The sequence below is a fragment of the Nesterenkonia sphaerica genome (assembly GCF_005771565.1).
Classification (GTDB): domain Bacteria; phylum Actinomycetota; class Actinomycetes; order Actinomycetales; family Micrococcaceae; genus Nesterenkonia; species Nesterenkonia sphaerica.
Window position 1 is genome coordinate 1 of record NZ_VAWA01000017.1, and the last position, 16,193, is coordinate 16,193.

Annotated in this window: 21 protein-coding genes; 14 read left to right on the forward strand and 7 right to left on the reverse strand. The window is 62.8% G+C overall.

Annotated elements, in window-relative coordinates:
* Positions 1–172 precede the first annotated feature (172 nt).
* Positions 173–1,207, reverse strand: a complete 1,035-nt coding sequence (locus tag FEF27_RS10910) for a YeiH family protein (RefSeq protein ID WP_166430000.1) — start codon at positions 1,205–1,207, stop codon at positions 173–175.
* 38 nt (positions 1,208–1,245) lie between these two features.
* Here FEF27_RS10910 and tgt point away from each other — a divergent pair, with 38 nt between their 5' ends.
* A complete protein-coding gene (gene tgt / locus FEF27_RS10915; protein ID WP_208009816.1) occupies positions 1,246–2,523 on the forward strand; it encodes a tRNA guanosine(34) transglycosylase Tgt in 1,278 nt (425 codons plus the stop codon).
* Here the strand turns inward: tgt and FEF27_RS10920 are convergent, their stop codons facing one another.
* Entirely contained in the window at positions 2,524–3,492 is a 969-nt protein-coding gene (locus FEF27_RS10920) for a 2-hydroxyacid dehydrogenase (RefSeq protein ID WP_138170896.1), read from the reverse strand.
* Positions 3,493–3,611: 119 nt separating this feature from the next.
* On the opposite strand from FEF27_RS10920, the gene FEF27_RS10925 reads away from it, so the two are divergent.
* The 4 genes from FEF27_RS10925 to FEF27_RS10940 are packed head-to-tail and all read left to right on the forward strand — an operon-like array spanning position 3,612 to position 7,562.
* A complete protein-coding gene (locus FEF27_RS10925; RefSeq protein ID WP_138170897.1) occupies positions 3,612–4,313 on the forward strand; it encodes an NUDIX hydrolase in 702 nt (233 codons plus the stop codon).
* On the forward strand, positions 4,310–5,584 hold the full coding sequence (nadA, locus tag FEF27_RS10930) for a quinolinate synthase NadA (protein ID WP_138170898.1): 1,275 nt from the start codon (positions 4,310–4,312) through the stop codon (positions 5,582–5,584). Before FEF27_RS10925 ends, nadA begins: the two co-directional genes overlap by 4 nt.
* Positions 5,581–6,456, forward strand: coding sequence for a carboxylating nicotinate-nucleotide diphosphorylase (gene nadC / locus FEF27_RS10935; RefSeq protein ID WP_138170899.1), 876 nt, complete (start codon positions 5,581–5,583; stop codon positions 6,454–6,456). The genes nadA and nadC overlap by 4 nt, the downstream gene beginning before the upstream one ends.
* Positions 6,453–7,562 (forward strand): cysteine desulfurase family protein, encoded by a 1,110-nt coding sequence (locus tag FEF27_RS10940; protein WP_138170900.1) that lies wholly within the window; start codon positions 6,453–6,455, stop codon positions 7,560–7,562. Before nadC ends, FEF27_RS10940 begins: the two co-directional genes overlap by 4 nt.
* Here FEF27_RS10940 and FEF27_RS10945 read toward each other — a convergent pair.
* On the reverse strand, positions 7,553–7,966 hold the full coding sequence (locus tag FEF27_RS10945; RefSeq protein WP_138170901.1) for a CBS domain-containing protein: 414 nt from the start codon (positions 7,964–7,966) through the stop codon (positions 7,553–7,555). The genes FEF27_RS10940 and FEF27_RS10945 overlap by 10 nt on opposite strands.
* Positions 7,963–8,265, reverse strand: coding sequence for an STAS domain-containing protein (locus FEF27_RS10950; protein ID WP_138170902.1), 303 nt, complete (start codon positions 8,263–8,265; stop codon positions 7,963–7,965). Before FEF27_RS10950 ends, FEF27_RS10945 begins: the two co-directional genes overlap by 4 nt.
* A gap of 187 nt (positions 8,266–8,452) precedes the next feature.
* Between FEF27_RS10950 and FEF27_RS10955 the strand changes: the two genes are divergently transcribed.
* Entirely contained in the window at positions 8,453–9,181 is a 729-nt protein-coding gene (locus tag FEF27_RS10955; protein WP_138170903.1) for a GAF and ANTAR domain-containing protein, read from the forward strand.
* A 22-nt stretch (positions 9,182–9,203) separates the two neighbouring features.
* Here FEF27_RS10955 and FEF27_RS10960 read toward each other — a convergent pair whose 3' ends face one another.
* Positions 9,204–9,938 (reverse strand): SOS response-associated peptidase, encoded by a 735-nt coding sequence (locus FEF27_RS10960; RefSeq protein WP_138170904.1) that lies wholly within the window; start codon positions 9,936–9,938, stop codon positions 9,204–9,206.
* A 117-nt stretch (positions 9,939–10,055) separates the two neighbouring features.
* Between FEF27_RS10960 and FEF27_RS10965 the strand changes: the two genes are divergently transcribed.
* The 6 genes from FEF27_RS10965 to FEF27_RS10990 all read left to right on the forward strand — a co-directional run bounded on the left by FEF27_RS10965 (position 10,056) and on the right by FEF27_RS10990 (position 14,428).
* Complete coding sequence (locus tag FEF27_RS10965) at positions 10,056–10,295, forward strand: DUF6480 family protein (protein ID WP_138170906.1); 240 nt, start codon at positions 10,056–10,058, stop codon at positions 10,293–10,295.
* Positions 10,296–10,350: 55 nt separating this feature from the next.
* Positions 10,351–11,016 carry an SDR family oxidoreductase gene (locus FEF27_RS10970; protein ID WP_243729207.1) on the forward strand — a complete coding sequence of 222 codons (666 nt, stop codon included), beginning with the start codon at positions 10,351–10,353 and terminating at the stop codon, positions 11,014–11,016.
* Positions 11,017–11,223: 207 nt separating this feature from the next.
* Positions 11,224–12,282 (forward strand): TerC family protein, encoded by a 1,059-nt coding sequence (locus tag FEF27_RS10975; RefSeq protein ID WP_138170909.1) that lies wholly within the window; start codon positions 11,224–11,226, stop codon positions 12,280–12,282.
* A gap of 1,040 nt (positions 12,283–13,322) precedes the next feature.
* Positions 13,323–13,760, forward strand: a complete 438-nt coding sequence (locus FEF27_RS10980; protein WP_138170911.1) for a DUF6941 family protein — start codon at positions 13,323–13,325, stop codon at positions 13,758–13,760.
* Complete coding sequence (locus FEF27_RS13870; RefSeq protein WP_138170913.1) at positions 13,760–14,008, forward strand: DUF4258 domain-containing protein; 249 nt, start codon at positions 13,760–13,762, stop codon at positions 14,006–14,008. Before FEF27_RS10980 ends, FEF27_RS13870 begins: the two co-directional genes overlap by 1 nt.
* Positions 14,009–14,086: 78 nt before the next feature.
* Positions 14,087–14,428 (forward strand): DUF2283 domain-containing protein, encoded by a 342-nt coding sequence (locus tag FEF27_RS10990; protein WP_138170915.1) that lies wholly within the window; start codon positions 14,087–14,089, stop codon positions 14,426–14,428.
* 383 nt (positions 14,429–14,811) lie between these two features.
* Here FEF27_RS10990 and FEF27_RS13365 read toward each other — a convergent pair whose 3' ends face one another.
* Positions 14,812–14,985 carry a hypothetical protein gene (locus tag FEF27_RS13365; RefSeq protein ID WP_166430001.1) on the reverse strand — a complete coding sequence of 58 codons (174 nt, stop codon included), beginning with the start codon at positions 14,983–14,985 and terminating at the stop codon, positions 14,812–14,814.
* A 93-nt stretch (positions 14,986–15,078) separates the two neighbouring features.
* On the opposite strand from FEF27_RS13365, the gene FEF27_RS13370 reads away from it, so the two are divergent.
* Both FEF27_RS13370 and FEF27_RS11000 read left to right on the forward strand, forming a co-directional pair.
* On the forward strand, positions 15,079–15,552 hold the full coding sequence (locus FEF27_RS13370; protein ID WP_166430002.1) for a hypothetical protein: 474 nt from the start codon (positions 15,079–15,081) through the stop codon (positions 15,550–15,552).
* Complete coding sequence (locus FEF27_RS11000; RefSeq protein WP_208009818.1) at positions 15,542–15,688, forward strand: hypothetical protein; 147 nt, start codon at positions 15,542–15,544, stop codon at positions 15,686–15,688. The genes FEF27_RS13370 and FEF27_RS11000 overlap by 11 nt, the downstream gene beginning before the upstream one ends.
* A 45-nt stretch (positions 15,689–15,733) precedes the next feature.
* On the opposite strand, the gene FEF27_RS11005 is transcribed toward FEF27_RS11000, so the two are convergent.
* A complete protein-coding gene (locus FEF27_RS11005) occupies positions 15,734–16,192 on the reverse strand; it encodes a hypothetical protein (RefSeq protein WP_138170918.1) in 459 nt (152 codons plus the stop codon).
* Between the last annotated feature and the right edge of the window lies 1 nt (position 16,193).

A 16,193-nucleotide genomic window follows, 5' to 3' on the forward strand; every position in this document is an offset into this window, starting at 1 on the left:
CCCCCGTACACAAACTACTTGACAAGCCCGGAAAGCTACTTGGTCTACTCAATCGACGAGGATTATTTCTCGGAACTCCGTTAGTCATCATTCGGAATGGGGCAGTCGAGTGCCTTGCTCTACCCCAGGCGCCCGGCCACATCCTGTGGCTCTATAGATTGCGAACACTCCCTCACAAAAGGACGACGACGCCGCCGAAAGCGGTCCCCGCAGCGAGCACACTTCCCGCCCCGCCCAGCAGCAACGCGGGTGCACCGGTGCGCAGCAGCTGCTTCAAATCCACTCCGGCACCGAGTCCGACCATCGCGAAGGTGATGAGCATGGTGGTCACCTGGGTGATGAAGGCCGCCGTCTCAGCAGGAACTTCAGTCACCGAATTCACCGCCACCGCAGCCAAGAAGCCCACTACGAACCACGGCATGACCGGCGGGCGCTTCCCCGTAGCGCTGCCACCGCCGGCGTCGCCCAGGCGCAGCGCCACCACGGCGGGGGCCAGCAACAGCACGCGCGCGAGCTTCACCACAGTGGCCACGGTCAGCGCGGTCGCTCCCACGATGCCCCCGGCAGCGACCACCTGGCCCACCTCGTGGACGCTCGCGCCGATCCACACGCCAGCACTGCGCTGCCCCATGCCCAGCACCGCAGCCAACGCAGGCAGGACGACCATCGCGATAGTCCCCCATACCGTCACCACCGCCAGGGCGGTCGCTGTGGGACCTGCGATGTGCCGAGCCTGACGGTCTCGCCCATCGCCACGGTCCAGCACCGCGGACCCCGCCGCCACCGCGGAGGCACCACAGATCGCGGTGCCGGTGGCCACCAGCGCGGAGGTGGTCCTATCCGCGCCGAACAGAGGGCCAATCAGCCTCGTGCCGAAGAACGTCACACTCACCGTCACTACCACGATGACCAGCACTTCCCAGCCGAGGTCGAAGATGTCACCCAGGGCAAGCTGCAGGCCCAGCAGCACGATCCCCAACCGCAGCGGAAACTTTCCCGCCCACTTCAGTCCCACCTCGCCCCAGTCCGGCACCCATCCAAGAGTGCGGATCATGATGCCGATCGCAATGGCAATCAGCAGGCTGGAGACCGGCAACCACTCCCCTAAGACACGGTGAGCCAGCACCGCGCCCACAAAAGCCAGCACCGCCCCGGGAAGGATCTCGTAGCCGCGGTCTGCCCACCGCTCAGGGTCAAAATGTGGCACCGGATCAGTGTATGTGCACACACCGGTAGAATCTTCGGGTGCTTGCCCCCGGAACCGGCTCAGTGTCGTCACCCCTGCCCCCTGCCCATACTCAGGGGGACTTCGCGTTCGAAGTCCACGACCGTGTAGAGGGCCAGCTGGGCCGCACCGGCGCCATCACCACCCCGCATGGGGTCATCGAGACACCGGCCTTCATCCCGGTGGCCACCAAAGCCACCGTCAAGGCTGTCCGGCCTGAAGAGATGTCGGAGCTGGGCGCCCAGGCGGTGCTGGCCAATGCCTATCACCTGAACCTCCAGCCCGGCACCGACGTGCTCGACGCCGCGGGGGGGCTGGGCAATTTCATGAACTGGCCAGGACCCACCTTCACCGACTCCGGAGGGTTCCAGGTGATGAGCCTGGGCGTGGGGTTCAAGAAGGTGATTCAGATGGACTCCAGCCGGGTCACCAATGATGAGGCGATTGCCGCCGAGCACGAGCGGCGGGCGTTTGTCGACGATGACGGCGTGACCTTCAAGTCCCACATTGACGGCACCGAGCACCGCTTCTCGCCCGAGATCTCGATGCGGCTGCAGCATGAGATCGGCGCCGACATCATCTTCGCCTTTGACGAGCTGACCACCCTGTTCAACACTCGCGACTACCAGGAAGAATCTCTGGAGCGCACCCGGCTGTGGGCCCAGCGGTGCCTGCGTGCGCACCGGAATCTCACCGCCGAGCGCTCCCACCGGCCGTATCAGGCACTTTTTGGGGTGCTCCAGGGCGCCCAGTACGAGGACTTGCGCCGCAAGGCTGCCCGGGACCTGGGGAGCATGACGGTCGACGGTCAGCAGTTCGACGGTTTCGGCATCGGTGGCGCCCTGGAGAAGGAGAACCTGGGCACCATTGTGCGGTGGGTCAGCGAGGAACTTCCGGAGAACAAACCCCGGCACCTGCTGGGCATCTCAGAGCCGGAGGACTTCTTCACCGCCGTGGAGAACGGTGCGGACACCTTCGACTGCGTCCAGCCCTCCCGGGTGGCCCGAAACGGCCGGGTCTACACCCCGGACGGGTATTTCAACATTCCCCAGGCGAAGTACAAGAAGGACTTCTCACCGATCCAGGACGGCTGCGGATGCTACACGTGCCAGCACTACACCAAGGCCTATCTGCACCACCTGTTCAAGGCCAAGGAGATGCTCTACTCCACCCTGTGCACTATCCATAATGAATACTTCACAGTGAAGCTGGTCGCCGATATCCGCAGCTCCATCACCGAGGGCAGGTTCGCAGAATTCCGCGACGACGCCCTCGCCCGGTATCAGGGAAAGACGTAGTCACTCCACCGGGGTCAGGGGCTGCTCTCCGCTGAGCACCGCGATCGTATTGCGGAAGGCCAGGGCAGCCATCTCATTGCGGGTGGCATCACCGGCGGAGCCGATATGCGGCAGCATCACCACCTGCTCCATAGTGCGCAACCGGGAATTGGTCTGCGGCTCAAACTCGTGCACGTCCAGGCCCGCGCCGCTGAGGTGTCCGGAGTCCAGGGCATCGGCCAGTGCCTCTTCGTCCACCAAGGGTCCGCGGGCGGTGTTGATCAGGTAGCTGCCGGGTTTCATGGACGCCAGCTGCTCGGCACCGATCAGGTGCTTGGTCTCCGGAGTCAGCGGACAGTGCAGGCTGACAATGTCGGCAACCCTGAGCAACTCGTGCATCGAGGAGGCAGGACGCACCCCGAAGCTGCGGGCGTCGTCGTCATGGGCCCGCCGGCCGGTGGCAACGATGTTCATGCCGAAGGCCTGGGCCCGTTTCGCCACCGCCATACCGATCCGGCCGAGTCCTACAATCCCCAGAGTCGCCCCCGCAGAGACGTCGAGCCCCACGTACCCTTCAGGACTCCAGATCCACTCGGTCCCGGTGCGGATGAACCGGTCACCCTCGGCGACCCGCCGGGTGGTGGCCAGCAGCAGTGCCAGGGTCAGATCCGCCACGGCGTCGTCGAGGACCCCGGGGGTGTTGGTCACGGTCACATTGCGCTCAGCGGCAGCGTCCAGATCAATGTTGTCGTAACCGACGGCCACATTGGCCACTACCTTCAGCTGATCCCCGGCGGCGTCGAGGACCTCAGCATCAATCCGGTCGGTGACCAAACTGATGATGGCCCCGGCACCGCGAACTGCCTCCAACAGTTCCGTGCGATCCGGCGGGAACTCAGAGGTGTGGTGCACACGCAGCTGCGCAGGCAGCTGCTGACGGAACTGTTCGACGACGTCGCCCAGCGGGCGGGTGAGATAGATGTGACCCATGCCCCTCAGGCTACAGGGAAGCCACACGCACCCACTTCAGGTTGACTTGACCACAAGTAGCAGGAGATAGTGTCACGTACACCACAAGCCAATGATTGCGATCCCTGGAAGACGGTGAGATGTCCGCAGAAACCGAGCAGCACCTGGTGCTTGCTGTCTCCACGGTGATCTTTTCGCTGCGTCCGGACCCGGAGACCGGAGAGCTCACCCTGTGGCTTCCGCTGGTGCGCCGGATCCGGGAGCCGTTCAAGAACCGGTGGGCGCTGCCCGGCGGGCCCCTGGACAACGCCCATGACCTGGCCGAGGCGGCCAACAACACCATGCAGCACACCACCCAAGTGCAGCCCCGTCATCTGGAGCAGCTCTACGCCTTCGGTGATGTGGATCGGTCACCGGAGGCGCCGGAACGGGTGGTCTCCATCGTCTACTGGGCTCTGGTCGGGCAGGACGAGGATCTCCAGGTGGTCGACGCCGAGAACGTGGAATGGCATCCGGTGGAGGAGATCCCCGGACCGTTGGCATTCGACCATGACCTCATCGTCCGCTACGCGGTGGACCGACTACGGGCGAAGGTCACCTACTCCCCCATCGCCCACGCCTTCCTGCCAGAGGAGTTCTCCTTAGCGGACCTCCGCAGGGTCTACGAGGCGATTCTGAACCGGGCGCTGGACCCATCGAACTTCCGGCGCCAGATCCTGTCCCAGGGCACGGTGCAGGACACCGGCCGCCGGATGACCGGCACCGCCCACCGCCCACCGAAGCTCTACCGCTCAGCACCGCAGAGCAGCCGCTACGCACTCACCATTGAGGAGAACCCATGACCGTGTCTGTGCCGCAACGGATCGGCCTCTCACCCGCGAAATCCTGCAATCCGAAACTGGCGGACGGACCCTGGGAGTTCGACGCACTCCCCGGCTACGGACCCGGCTCCTCCGAAACCGACCCCATCCCGGATGCCACCACCCGCCCCGGTCAGCTCCCGCGGGCCTACCAGGAGATGCCGGCCGAGCAGCTGCACGCACGGATCCGCTCAGCTAAGGCGACGCTGGCTGAGCGGCTGGTGATTCTGGGCCACTTCTACCAGCGCGACGAGGTGGTTCAGCACGCCGACTTCCTAGGTGATTCCTACCAGCTGGCCAAGGCGGCGCTGGCCAAGCCGGAGGCTGAGCACATTGTCTTCTGCGGCGTGCACTTCATGGCCGAGACCGCCGACATCCTCTCCGCAGCGGAGCAGCAGGTGATCCTCCCGAACCTCGCCGCCGGCTGCTCAATGGCTGACATGGCTGATGAGGACTCGGTGCAGACTGCCTGGGAGGAGATCTGCGAGGTCTACGGTGTGGACCCGGAGAACGTCACCCCAGGGCCGGATGGGAAACTGCCGATCCTGCCGGTGACCTACATGAACTCCTCCGCAGCGCTGAAGGCCTTCTGCGGCCGTCATGGGGGGATCGTGTGCACCTCCTCCAATGCCACTGCGGTGCTGGAGTGGGCCTTTGCGCGCGCCCACCGGGTGCTGTTCTTCCCTGACCAGCACCTCGGGCGCAACACCGCCAAGGCCATGGGGATACCGGTGGAGCAGATGCCGATGTGGAATCCGCGCCGCGCCCTGGGCGGGAACAGCCCCGAGGACCTCCAGCAGGCCAAGGTTCTGCTCTGGCACGGATTCTGCTCCGTGCACAAACGGTTCACCGTCAGCCAGATCGACAAAGCACGCGCTGACTACCCTGGCTGCCGGGTCATTGTGCATCCGGAGTCCCCCATGCCGGTGGTGGACGCCGCCGACGCCGCCGGCTCCACAGATGCTATCCGCAAGTACGTGGCTGCCAGCGCACCAGGCGAAGTGATTGCCATCGGCACGGAGATCAATCTGGTGAACCGGCTGGCCGCCGAATACCCGGACCGCACCATTTTCTGCCTGGATCCGGTGATCTGCCCCTGCTCCACCATGTACCGGATCCATCCGGGCTACCTGGCCTGGGTGCTCGATGAGCTGGTCGAAGGCCGGTCACCAAACCGGATCAGCGTCAGCCCGGACGTGGCAGCCCCGGCCCGGCTGGCCCTGGACCGGATGCTGGCGGCCGCCCCCAAATGAGACCAGCACCGCCGAACCCCGTGCCCGCAGCTGTGGTGGACCGGATCGTTGACCTGGCCCTGGCAGAGGACGTCCCGTGCGGGGACCTGACCACGGAAGCGTTTGTGCCAGTGCACGCGCAGGCACAGGCACAGCTGCGGGCGCGCGAGCCGGGTGTGCTCTCCGGCGGAGAGGTCTTCGCCCGGGCCATGCAGACCCTCGACGGCGACGTCGCGGTCAAGCTCCTCCGTGCGGAGGGCTCCAGGTTCGGGGCGGGGGATCTGCTGGCCGAGGTCACCGGACCGGCCCGCGCCATCCTCACCGGCGAGCGCGTGGGACTGAACCTGGTGCAGCGGATGAGCGGGATCGCCACACTCACCGCGGCATTCGTGGAGGCGGTCCGCGGTACGGGGGTGCGGATCACCGACACCCGGAAGACGACCCCGGGGCTGCGAGCGCTGGAGCGCTACGCGGTGCGCTGTGGTGGTGGGCACAATCACCGCTTCAGCCTCTCGGATGCGGTGATGGTCAAAGACAACCACTTAGCCGCGGTCGCTGCGGCAGGAACTGGCTTGGCCGCGGCGGTCCGGGAGGCAAAGTCCCGGCTGCAGCATACCGCACTTATTGAGGTGGAGGTGGACCGGATGGATCAGGTGCTCCCAGCACTGGAAGGTGGTGCCCACACTATCCTGCTGGACAACTTTGGTCTGGATCAGATGAGGCAGGCGGTAGAACTGATCGCAGGCCGCGCCGTGGTGGAGGCCTCCGGCGGGGTCTCCCTGGAGACTGTCGGAGCGATGGCAGTCACCGGTGTGGATGTGATCAGTGTGGGTGCCCTGACCCACAGCGCGCGGGCGTTGGACCTGGGACTGGACTTTGAGGTCAGCCCGTGATTTACCTGGATGAGGCGGCCGCCGCGCCGCCGCGCCGTGAGGTGCTGGAGGCCATGTGGCCATATATGACCGCACATTTCGCCAACCCCGCCAGCCTGCACGATCCCGGACTGGAAGCCGAACGGGGGTTGACTGATGCCCGCCGCAGGGTGGCGGAGCATCTGGGCGCCCAGCCGGCTGAGGTCGTCTTCACCTCCGGCGGGACGGAGTCAGACAACGCGGCGGTCAAAGGGATCGCGCTGGCGGCACCGCGGGGCCGCCATGTGCTGATCTCCGCGGTGGAACACCCGGCAGTGGTGGAATCAGCGGCATGGCTGACCCGGATGGGATTCACCGTGGAGCGCATCCCGGTGGACTCCGAGGGCCTCGTCTCTCCGGAGTCGCTGCAACGATTACTGCGGCCAGACACCACCCTGGTCAGCGTCCAGCTGGCCAATGGCGAGGTGGGCACCGTCCAGGACCTGACCGCGCTGACGGCCATCACGGCAGACTTCGGCGTCCCGTTGCACACCGACGCGGTCCAAGCCGCAGGCTCCATGCCGCTCCCGGTGGCCGAACTCGGGGTACAGGCACTGAGTCTGGCCGGCCACAAGATCGGCACGCCCAAGGGGGTGGGAGTGCTCTACGTGCATCGCCGGACTCCTATCGAGCCACTGATCCACGGCGGCGGTCACCAGCGGGGCCGGCGGGCCGGCACCGAGAACGCCGCAGGCGCGGTCGGGATGGCGGTGGCACTGGAGCGGGCCGCAGCAGCAGATCTGGAGAGCTGGCGACGTCGTCGTGATGATTTCATTGCTGCGGTGGAGTCCCACGTGCCAGCGGCGCGGCTGACCGGCCACCGCACTCAGCGGCTGCCCGGGCATGCCTCCTTCACATTCCCCGGGCGCAGCGGGGAGTCTCTGCTGCTGGATCTTCAGCAGCGCGGAGTGGTCTGCTCCTCGACGTCCGCCTGCGCCTCTGGGGAGACCGAGCCCAGTCCTGTGCTGAGCGCCCTGGGCCTGTCCCCGGAGGAGGCTGACAGCGCGGTGCGGTTCACGTTCGGTGCTGATCTTCCTGAGCAGCACCTACACCACGCTGTGGAGGCGATCCGTCAGGCTCAGCGGTGAGCGTCAGGCTCCGCGGGCACCCTGGAGGACTCCTCCAAGCTGTTGGCGAAGACGCTGGTGGGATAAAGGATACCGATGGCCTCATCATCCTGGAGCACCACGAAGGGACGGGCGCCTCCGGCCCGGTACAGCTCCACCACGTCATCCACCGTGTGATCGGGTCGGACTGATTCGAACTCTTCGAGGATCATGCATGCGCAGCGCTTCTTCGTCCACGTCTCGGGGAACTGCGCCACCACCTGGGCGATATCGGCTTCGGTAATCAGACCCCGCGGCTGATTGGACAGACCCAGCACCAACACGGCCTGGTCCTCGCCGCTGACCAACTGCGCGGCCTCAGCCAACGAGTGGGTGACCGAGACCACGCTGGTCACCGGTGACATCAGATCACTGACATACCTCATGGCAGCACCGTCTCTTCCTCCAACGGCAGCGCAGGAAACTCCACCGCCGGTTCCGGCAGTCCCATCGGCTGCCGCACCTGAGTGAGATACAGCTGCAATGCGGCCAAGCCAGCAGGTTCGATCTCCTCAGTGGCCTGAAGATCGAGGACCAACTCGGGTGATGCGGCAGGCTGAATGCCCCGATCAAGAGCGGCGGTGAGGGCCTTCGAACTCTCCAGTGTGAGTCCACCAGACAGTGACAGGCGCAGAGGACCATTGATGTCTGAGAGGCTGATCTCCAGCCGTGATGAGTGCTCCATGAATACATCAACCCTTGAAAAATCCGAGACAAGAGCCCTCTGCTTGAGCATTATCCACGTTATCAGACCACCGCCGAGCAATGAAGACGCCCTCGAGGCAGACGAAGCCTACCTACCGGGGCCATAGCGTAAAGTCCAGAGCATAGAATTTTCTCCACAACGCACGGAGGAGAGAACGGAGGCTGAGGTGGAAACTGCCCAGGATACGCGTGACTTCTCGACTGAGCTGAGTCAGTTGCTGATGCAGGATCACGACATAGTCCAGGTGTTGAACTCCCTGGCGCGGATGGCTGAGCAGCGGCTGTCTATCGGCCGCAGCGTCCGGTGTGGGATTGTTCTCGAGCGTCCCCGGCGAAACTTGGTGGTAGCCAGCGGGTCTCCGGAAGCCCAACAGATGGAAGAGACCCAGACCGGCTTTGGTGACGGCCCGTGTCTGGAGGCCCAACGTTCGGGAAAGATCATCAGGATTCCCGATGCCCGATATGAGAAACGCTGGCCGCCCTATATGGAGGAACTGCGTCAGCAGGGTTTGCTGAGCGTGCTGGCGGTGCCGCTGACCATCAATGCCTCCGCCAGAGCGGCCATGAACTTCTATTCCTATGAGCCGGGCGATTTTGCCGATGAGGCTTTCGAGATCGCCTTGGACTTCGCGGAAACAGCCTCCACCACAGTGGCGATCGCGCTTCGGATTGCGGAGCATTCTGAGACCGCTGAGGATCGTCGGCTGGCCATGGAGTCACGAACCACCATTGACCTCGCAGTAGGCATCATCATGGGGCAGAACAGGTGCACCCAGGAGGAGGCTGTCGCAATCTTGAAGAAAGCCTCCAACAACCGGAATGTGAAGCTGCGTGAACTCGCCGAACAGGTCATCGGCACAGTCGGGCAGTCAGCTGCTTCTACGAGCTTCGATTAGGGCGGCGCAGCCGGAGCGGAGCTCAAGGGTGCGCTAAAGGTGCGAGGAGCTCCGGTGAGTTGTTCCGGACGTTTCCGACCTCTCGCCCCACTTCGTAGATCTCCCACCCGGTCGCGACCTCCAGAGCCTCAGCGCGCACTTGAAGCAGCAGTAGAGCGGCATCATCCTTGGCAAGTTTGTCGGGCCTCAACCAGTCACTGAAGTGCTTTGGGCCCAGCGGCAGCGGCATTCTGTCATGCAGTGCGGCCAGATCGTCGAGAATCCCGCCGGGGCCGGGCTGTGGTGAGGGCCCGGTGAGGACGGTGGTGGACAAGACCCAGTGGTCAGCGCTGGGGTCCTTCCACCATTCGTACAGTCCGGCAAAGGTGATGGGCCGGCCGTTCTTGGGTCGGACCACATGGGGACGCTTCCGGGTTCCCTCAGTGAACCATTCGTAATAGGCGTCTGCGGGGACCGCGCACCTGCGAGTCTGCACAGCCGCACGGAACGTTGGTTTCTCAGCTGCGGTCTCGCTGCGGGCGTTGAAGGTCTTGTACGACTGCTTGGGATCTTTGGCCCAACCAGGCAACAGTCCCCACCGTGCAAGGTGAATCTCCCGGCGCAGTTCGTCTTCTTCGAGACGTTCCACCACGATCGGCACATCGGTGGTGGGAGCGACATTCCAGGAGGGCAGGACCTCCACACCCTCGGCCAAGTGCACACCGAGCTCCGCCGCGAGGTCGGCTCCGGCACGGGCTTGAACGTATCTGCCGCACATAAAAAGACCATACGCCGGGGCCGAGCCATCACGCCAGGTTCGGCCGCACGGCGCTCCCCCGACGGCACCAACGGCTGAGCCGCTGATCAGCCCGGTCCTACCTAGTACGATGTGCCTATGAGCGAACGTCACCCCGAGCCCGGACCGGGCCCCGAAGAGTCCCCCGGCCTCGACTCCGGCAACAGTGTCCGTCCCGGCGACACCCCTCCCGATGCCGGCACCGGCGATGACCAGAGCCACGGTGCCCCACCGGCTAAGTCACCGAAGGGCTCCAAGCCCCTCATCATCGTCGGAGGCATCGGTGTTGCCATCCTGTTGCTGATCTTCGTCGGCTACATCGCGGGGATCATCGCCTAAGCGGTGGATCTCTCTCGCCGCCCAGAAGACTATGACTGCGAACATGGAGACTGCTGTGAGTCGGACGGCCCTGGTCACCGGAGCCAGCAGCGGCATCGGCCGTGAGGTCGCCCGTCAGCTGGCGGAACTCGGGTGGCGCGTGATCGCCGTCGCCAGGAACGAACAGCGGCTGCAAGACCTGGCAGCCGAAGCGCCGGGAGTTGAACCGGCTACGGCAGATCTGACCCGCTTCCCCTACCCCGATCTGATCCCCGAAAGGGTCGACGCCCTGGTCCATGCGGCAGGCATTGTGCCAGTCGGAACTGTCGAAGAAGCGACACACGAGGACTGGACGTCGGCATTCTCTCTCAACGTCACGGCCGGAGCTGAACTCGTCCGCCAAGCCCTGCCGCAGCTGCGCCGAGACCGAGGCACTGTGGTGTTCGTGAACTCTGGCGCAGGAGTCACTCCCCTGCCGCGCAATACTCTCTACGGGGCGACCAAGCATGCCCTCCGGGCGTTGGCCAATGGACTCCGGAAAGATGAAGAGAACCACGGAGTACGGGTGACTTCGGTTTTTCCGGGACCCACCGATACGCCCTTATTCACCGGCGACGTCGACCGTTCCGAGCTGATCCAGCCTGCGACTGTCGCGCGGGCCATCATCACCGCGATCACCGCATCGGATGACACCCAACTGACCGAGATTCAAGTCCGGCCCCGCCGAGAAATCTCCTGGTAGTCCCCGGCGGAAAGGTCATGAGGGGACCCCTTGAGGGCGCGTGCCCAGGTGTACAATAACCTGTGTAAGGGAGTATCCCACGGAGCTGTGCTCGTCAGCACGCGAAGCCCCTGAGCTTCGCCGGGCCCAGCAGTCTGAGATCTGAATCTCAGGCGGAGAGACTTGCGACCGCTACGACGCCTGTCGCACTCTCGAAAGGTTCTCTTCATGGAGATCACCCCCCTGCTGTGGGCTCTCACCCTCGTGTCCATCATGGCGCTGCTCGCCGTTGACTTCTTCGGACACGTCCGCAAAGCCCACGAACCCACCTTGCGTGAATCTGCCGTATGGTCAGCGGTCTATGTGGGCATCGCGCTGCTCTTCGGGCTGGTATTCGTCATCTTGGGGGATTCCGACCACGCCGTGGAGTATTACGCCGGATACCTCACCGAAAAAGCCCTGTCGGTCGACAACCTCTTCGTGTTCTTGGTGATCATCTCCAGTTTCAACGTCCCCCGGAAGTACCAGCAGAAGGTCCTGCTTTTCGGCATCGCGTTTGCTCTCATGGCACGCACGGTGTTGATCTTTCTCGGCGCCGGCCTCATGAATGTCTTCAGTGACGTTTTCTACGCGTTCGGGATCATACTTCTGATCACAGCCGCCAATATGTTGCGCCACGAGGTCAGGGGACACAAGCGATCAGACAACGCTGAGAACATTGTCATGCGCACCGCACGCCGGGTGTTGAATACCTCGGATGATTACGACGGCGACAAACTGACCACAGTGATTCGTGGCCGGCGCATGCTCACCCCCATGGTGTTGGTCATGGTCGTCATCGGCGGCACTGACGTTCTCTTTGCTTTGGACTCCGTTCCCGCGATCTACGGGCTCACAAGCGAACCCTACATAGTCTTCACTGCGACTGCCTTCTCCCTATTGGGCCTGCGGCAGCTGTACTTCCTGCTGAACGGGCTTCTGGACCGGCTGGCCTACCTCTCCTATGGCCTCATCGCCGTTCTAGGATTCATCGGTACCAAACTGATTCTTCACGCCTTGCATGAGAACAATCTGGCTTTCATCAATTCCGGGGAGAGTGTTCCCGTGCTGGAAATTCCCACAGGCACCTCGTTGATAGTGATTGCTGCAATCCTGGCGGTCACCGTCGTCGCGTCGCTGCTCAGTATGCGGAGCTCAGACAGAGTTGAGCCACCCAGCGCCCCCAGTAGGTCAGGCGCGGCAGCGGATTCACCTCAGGAGCCTGAACTGACGTCCAAGGTGGGATAGTGCGAATGCCGCGGCAGGGCCCCTTACATCCCGGCCATGGTAGGGATGTAAGGGGGCGTGATGATGGTCGGGCTAGCGGGATTTGAACCCACGACCTTCCGTCCCCCAGTCCGAAATGGTCCTCAAAGCTGGCATGGGGCCGCGTGCTTCGCCCCGTAGATGCAGGGTTGTGGACTGTTGAGAATGATGGTGTTGACGGGGGTATTCATGACCGGTTCGGACATTTTTCGTACCGGCAAGCCCAGGGCGCTCCGGTCACGCAGTGCTTGGGATGAGTTGCATGACCATGCAAGGATTGCGCGACTATACAAGCCGAGGGGGCTCCCAATAGACAGAAGTCTCCGCGTCTGGATTGAGCACGGCCCCGACTCCTGCCACACTACGTGTTCCTTCCGGATCCGATTCGAGAATGATAGTTAGCGCCATTGCTGTCTGATCCGCATTGAGTACTGGAATGCCGCGCTCGTCACGTTCGAGATCATCAACGCGGTACAGCCGGACAACCTCATACAACGGTGCCTCGAATCGAACAGTCTCGCCTGGTGCTACACGTGCTGGCTCAATTCCGCACGATCGCACGAGTGGCCCTCGCGCCAGAGCGATCACTTCTGACACGTCGTCTCTGTGCGGATCGCCTGTAGCCAATTCTTCTACTATCACGTCAGGGTCGCGCCCTTGAAGCCTGTCGTAGTCGAGCAAGTGACGCACGACCGCCCGGCGAAAATTCGGTGTCATCTGATCCCAAACACTGTGCATGTCCCCGGCAAACAGATCCTCATGCCACCGTGTCGCTAGTAACTGCGGAGGCTCCATGCCAAGAGGCTACCCTGCTCACAGCGTGGGAGATAGGCCTACTGTCCCGGTACGGTACTCTCAAACTGGCGAACTGGCACGACACTATCTGGCGACGGCAGGCAGGGCATCCTGACGACGCGTAGCTCGCCAAGCACTTCGAGCGGATGCGCGAGGTGACCCGAGATGCAGTGTTTGCGTGACTGTTCCTGAAGTCCTCAATACTCGTTCATAGAAAGGTGGCTTGAATGAGTGAAACGCAGCTGGAAGAGCCCGAGCTGGACTACGCATACCTCGCGGAATACGCACGCACCGAGAGAGGCGCGATAACGGCAGTAGGCGCGAGTTACACGCGTGTTCTGACAGACCTCCTGCCCATGAGTTTCACGGTATATGTCGCGGGGCGCTTTCGAGCGCCTGCAAAAGGCCAACCATTTGAAGTCGACATCACCTTTGGGCGGGCCGACGACGACGAAACCATTCGTCTAGGCAATACCTTTAATCCTGCTACAGCGCCCGACTCTTACCGTGATCGAGTCGGCTTGACTTTCGCCGTGGGCATTCCGGCGGAAGTTGAAAACGAGGGTCTTCACAAAGTCGAGATATTCGCCAATAACAGGTCTGTCAGGAAGCTCTTCTTTGACGTTGATCTAGACCGGCAAGGTGCAGCGTCAGGTGACCGCTGATGCTGCTAAAGTTCAGCCCCCACGGCAGGCGCCGAATGCAGGAGCGGGCGATCGCCGAAAGCGACATCCTGTTCACGCTGCGCGAGCACAACCGGGTCAGATACCCCTCAAGGGAGGGGGGAGGAAAATGGGTGTACGAAGGGCGAAACGCCTCGGGGAGGCGCCTCGCCATAATTACGCGCCCCGCGGTCGAAGACCTGCCTCCAGGCGGTCGGTTGACGATCATTACGGCATACTGGCGGGATTAAAGCGACCAATAAGGTCTATAGTGGAAACCTGTAGCACAGCGTGATTCGCTCACTGTTGCTCATCAACTAGGAGGAACGATGCACACGCACGGATCGGCATTCTTTGATACCGAGCTGCAGGTGGGGTATGCCTATGTCGTGGACAAACCGGCTATGCGGACAGTGGAGTTCAGCGACGTTATTCTGGTGGATTTGGCCGAAGATGGAGATGTTGTCGGACTCGAGGTTCTCGCTAGGCTGCACGAACTCCCCGTGAGCGAAATGGCGTCTGAGTACGCTTGGAGCGCTGGCACATGGCGCGCTGTTCACGCCGCGGCCAAGGACTTGGAGAGCCTGATGAAAGCACAGCCTACGACGGGCACGGACGGCGTCTACCGCCCAAGAACTACTTGGGGTACTCGCGATCTCGTAGAAGCCTGAGTAAGGGCAACCGAGGTGCCCTATCCGAGTTCATTCCTGAGCCCTTCGTCGAGCTTTTCGAACCTCGCCAGAGCAGTGTCAAGACCCGCAAGCGAAAGCGTTACCTGACGGTTGGTCACGGTCTCAATCGTACTTCCCGAGTGTCACCACCCCACCAGGCGCAGGTCAAATGGGGTGTGAGCGTGTTCCGCTTTTGAGCAGAAATTTGAGGGGTCTGTAGATCGCCCTCTGCGGGGTCGTGCAGGTCTGAGACTGCCGGGGGCCGCGCTCGCCATAGCCGGTGTAGGTGCCCTGAGCTACCCTGGAGACCTGGCGTGAGGGCGTCGGGGCGGGGGTCCGCTCCCCTGCTGATCACCGGCTGCTGAGGGGCAGCAGATAGAAGGTCACAGATGAAAAGAGCGCTTGCAGGCCTCAGCGCCACCGGCTTGTTCCTCACGGCCTGCGGTGGTGTCACCGAAGATGACCACTATGAATCCGCGGACGAGCTTGTCGAGGCGTACGAGTCCGAGGGTGGGGAGTGCAATGAGCCCCAGACTGAAACGTCTTTCGATGACCACGGGGATGCTGTCCGATGCAGCTCTGGTGTCTCTATCTACACGTGGACCGACCCGCCTCGCCGAGAGGCTGACGTCCCGGAAGAACTCCAAGAGGTGCTCAAGCTTCACGCTGGCGAGGAACGCCGGCATGTCGCGCACCAGACCTGGGCCTTCTCAGTAAAAGGTGAGGACAGCGCAGAGTGGGTACATGAGCGCTTCGGCGGACAAATCCTATCGGCCGATGCTTACCGGGACTACGTCAGCCCACTGCACAACGCATATGAGGAATGCAATGACCCTGAGTGGGATGAAGCGCTTACCTACGACGAAACTTATGAAGTGATGACTGTGAACGGTGCGTATCAAAAACTCGGCGACCACCTGAGTGCCGCCGGGACGGCTGCTGGCATCGTCTGGTTTTGCGTGGAAGATGAGCTATCTGTCCCCCAGCATGTGCAAGACCACATTGGCTCAACAACATCCCTGCAGGGTCGTCAGGATGCGCGGTGGGATGAATTCTCAGCGTCATGGAGCTACCACCCCAACAATGGGCTGAACCTCACGCTTGAATGGGAGGATGACTCGTAGGTCGGTCTACCGACCCCTGCTCCGCAACGGTGACCTCGAGGGGATCCAGATTGGCGGCCGCGGCCAATGGCGGATCGAAGACGCGAAGCTGGAGGAGTACATCGAGCGGATGTACGAGGCGCAGCGGGGCGGCTAGCTGAGCAACGGTCTTGCTCCTAAGTATGAGGCTAGTCCGAAAGGCCTATCCATCTTCTTGCTTGTCAGCTTCAGCTCTGTCAGCCTTTCGGCGGCGTCGATACTCCTCGCGCTGAACCTCGCGCTCTTCGTCCGACGCAATGTCTAGCTCCGGCATATCCCCCAGATCCTGCACCTTGTCGATTATTCCCAGGGCGGCTCTCGCAGTGCTCCTAGCCCGCTCGAATAGCGGCTGGAGTAAGGTAGTGTCTGAAATAATGCTTTCGGCAACAGCGTCATCCGCAACGGGTTCGCTAAGCTCACTCAGCGCAACGCCCAGAGCGACGGTTACGACGGACGTATCGGTCGCCGCATGCAGAGAGGCCATGCAGTACCTATCCCCATCGACTTCACGGTCGCCGTAGGTGAAAGCCCACACGGGATCATGGGCTTTCCCCCCGCGGAAGCTCTCCACGGAAAAGACCTCGACTTTACGAGCGTAGAAATTTCTTGAAGTGTTGCCCATC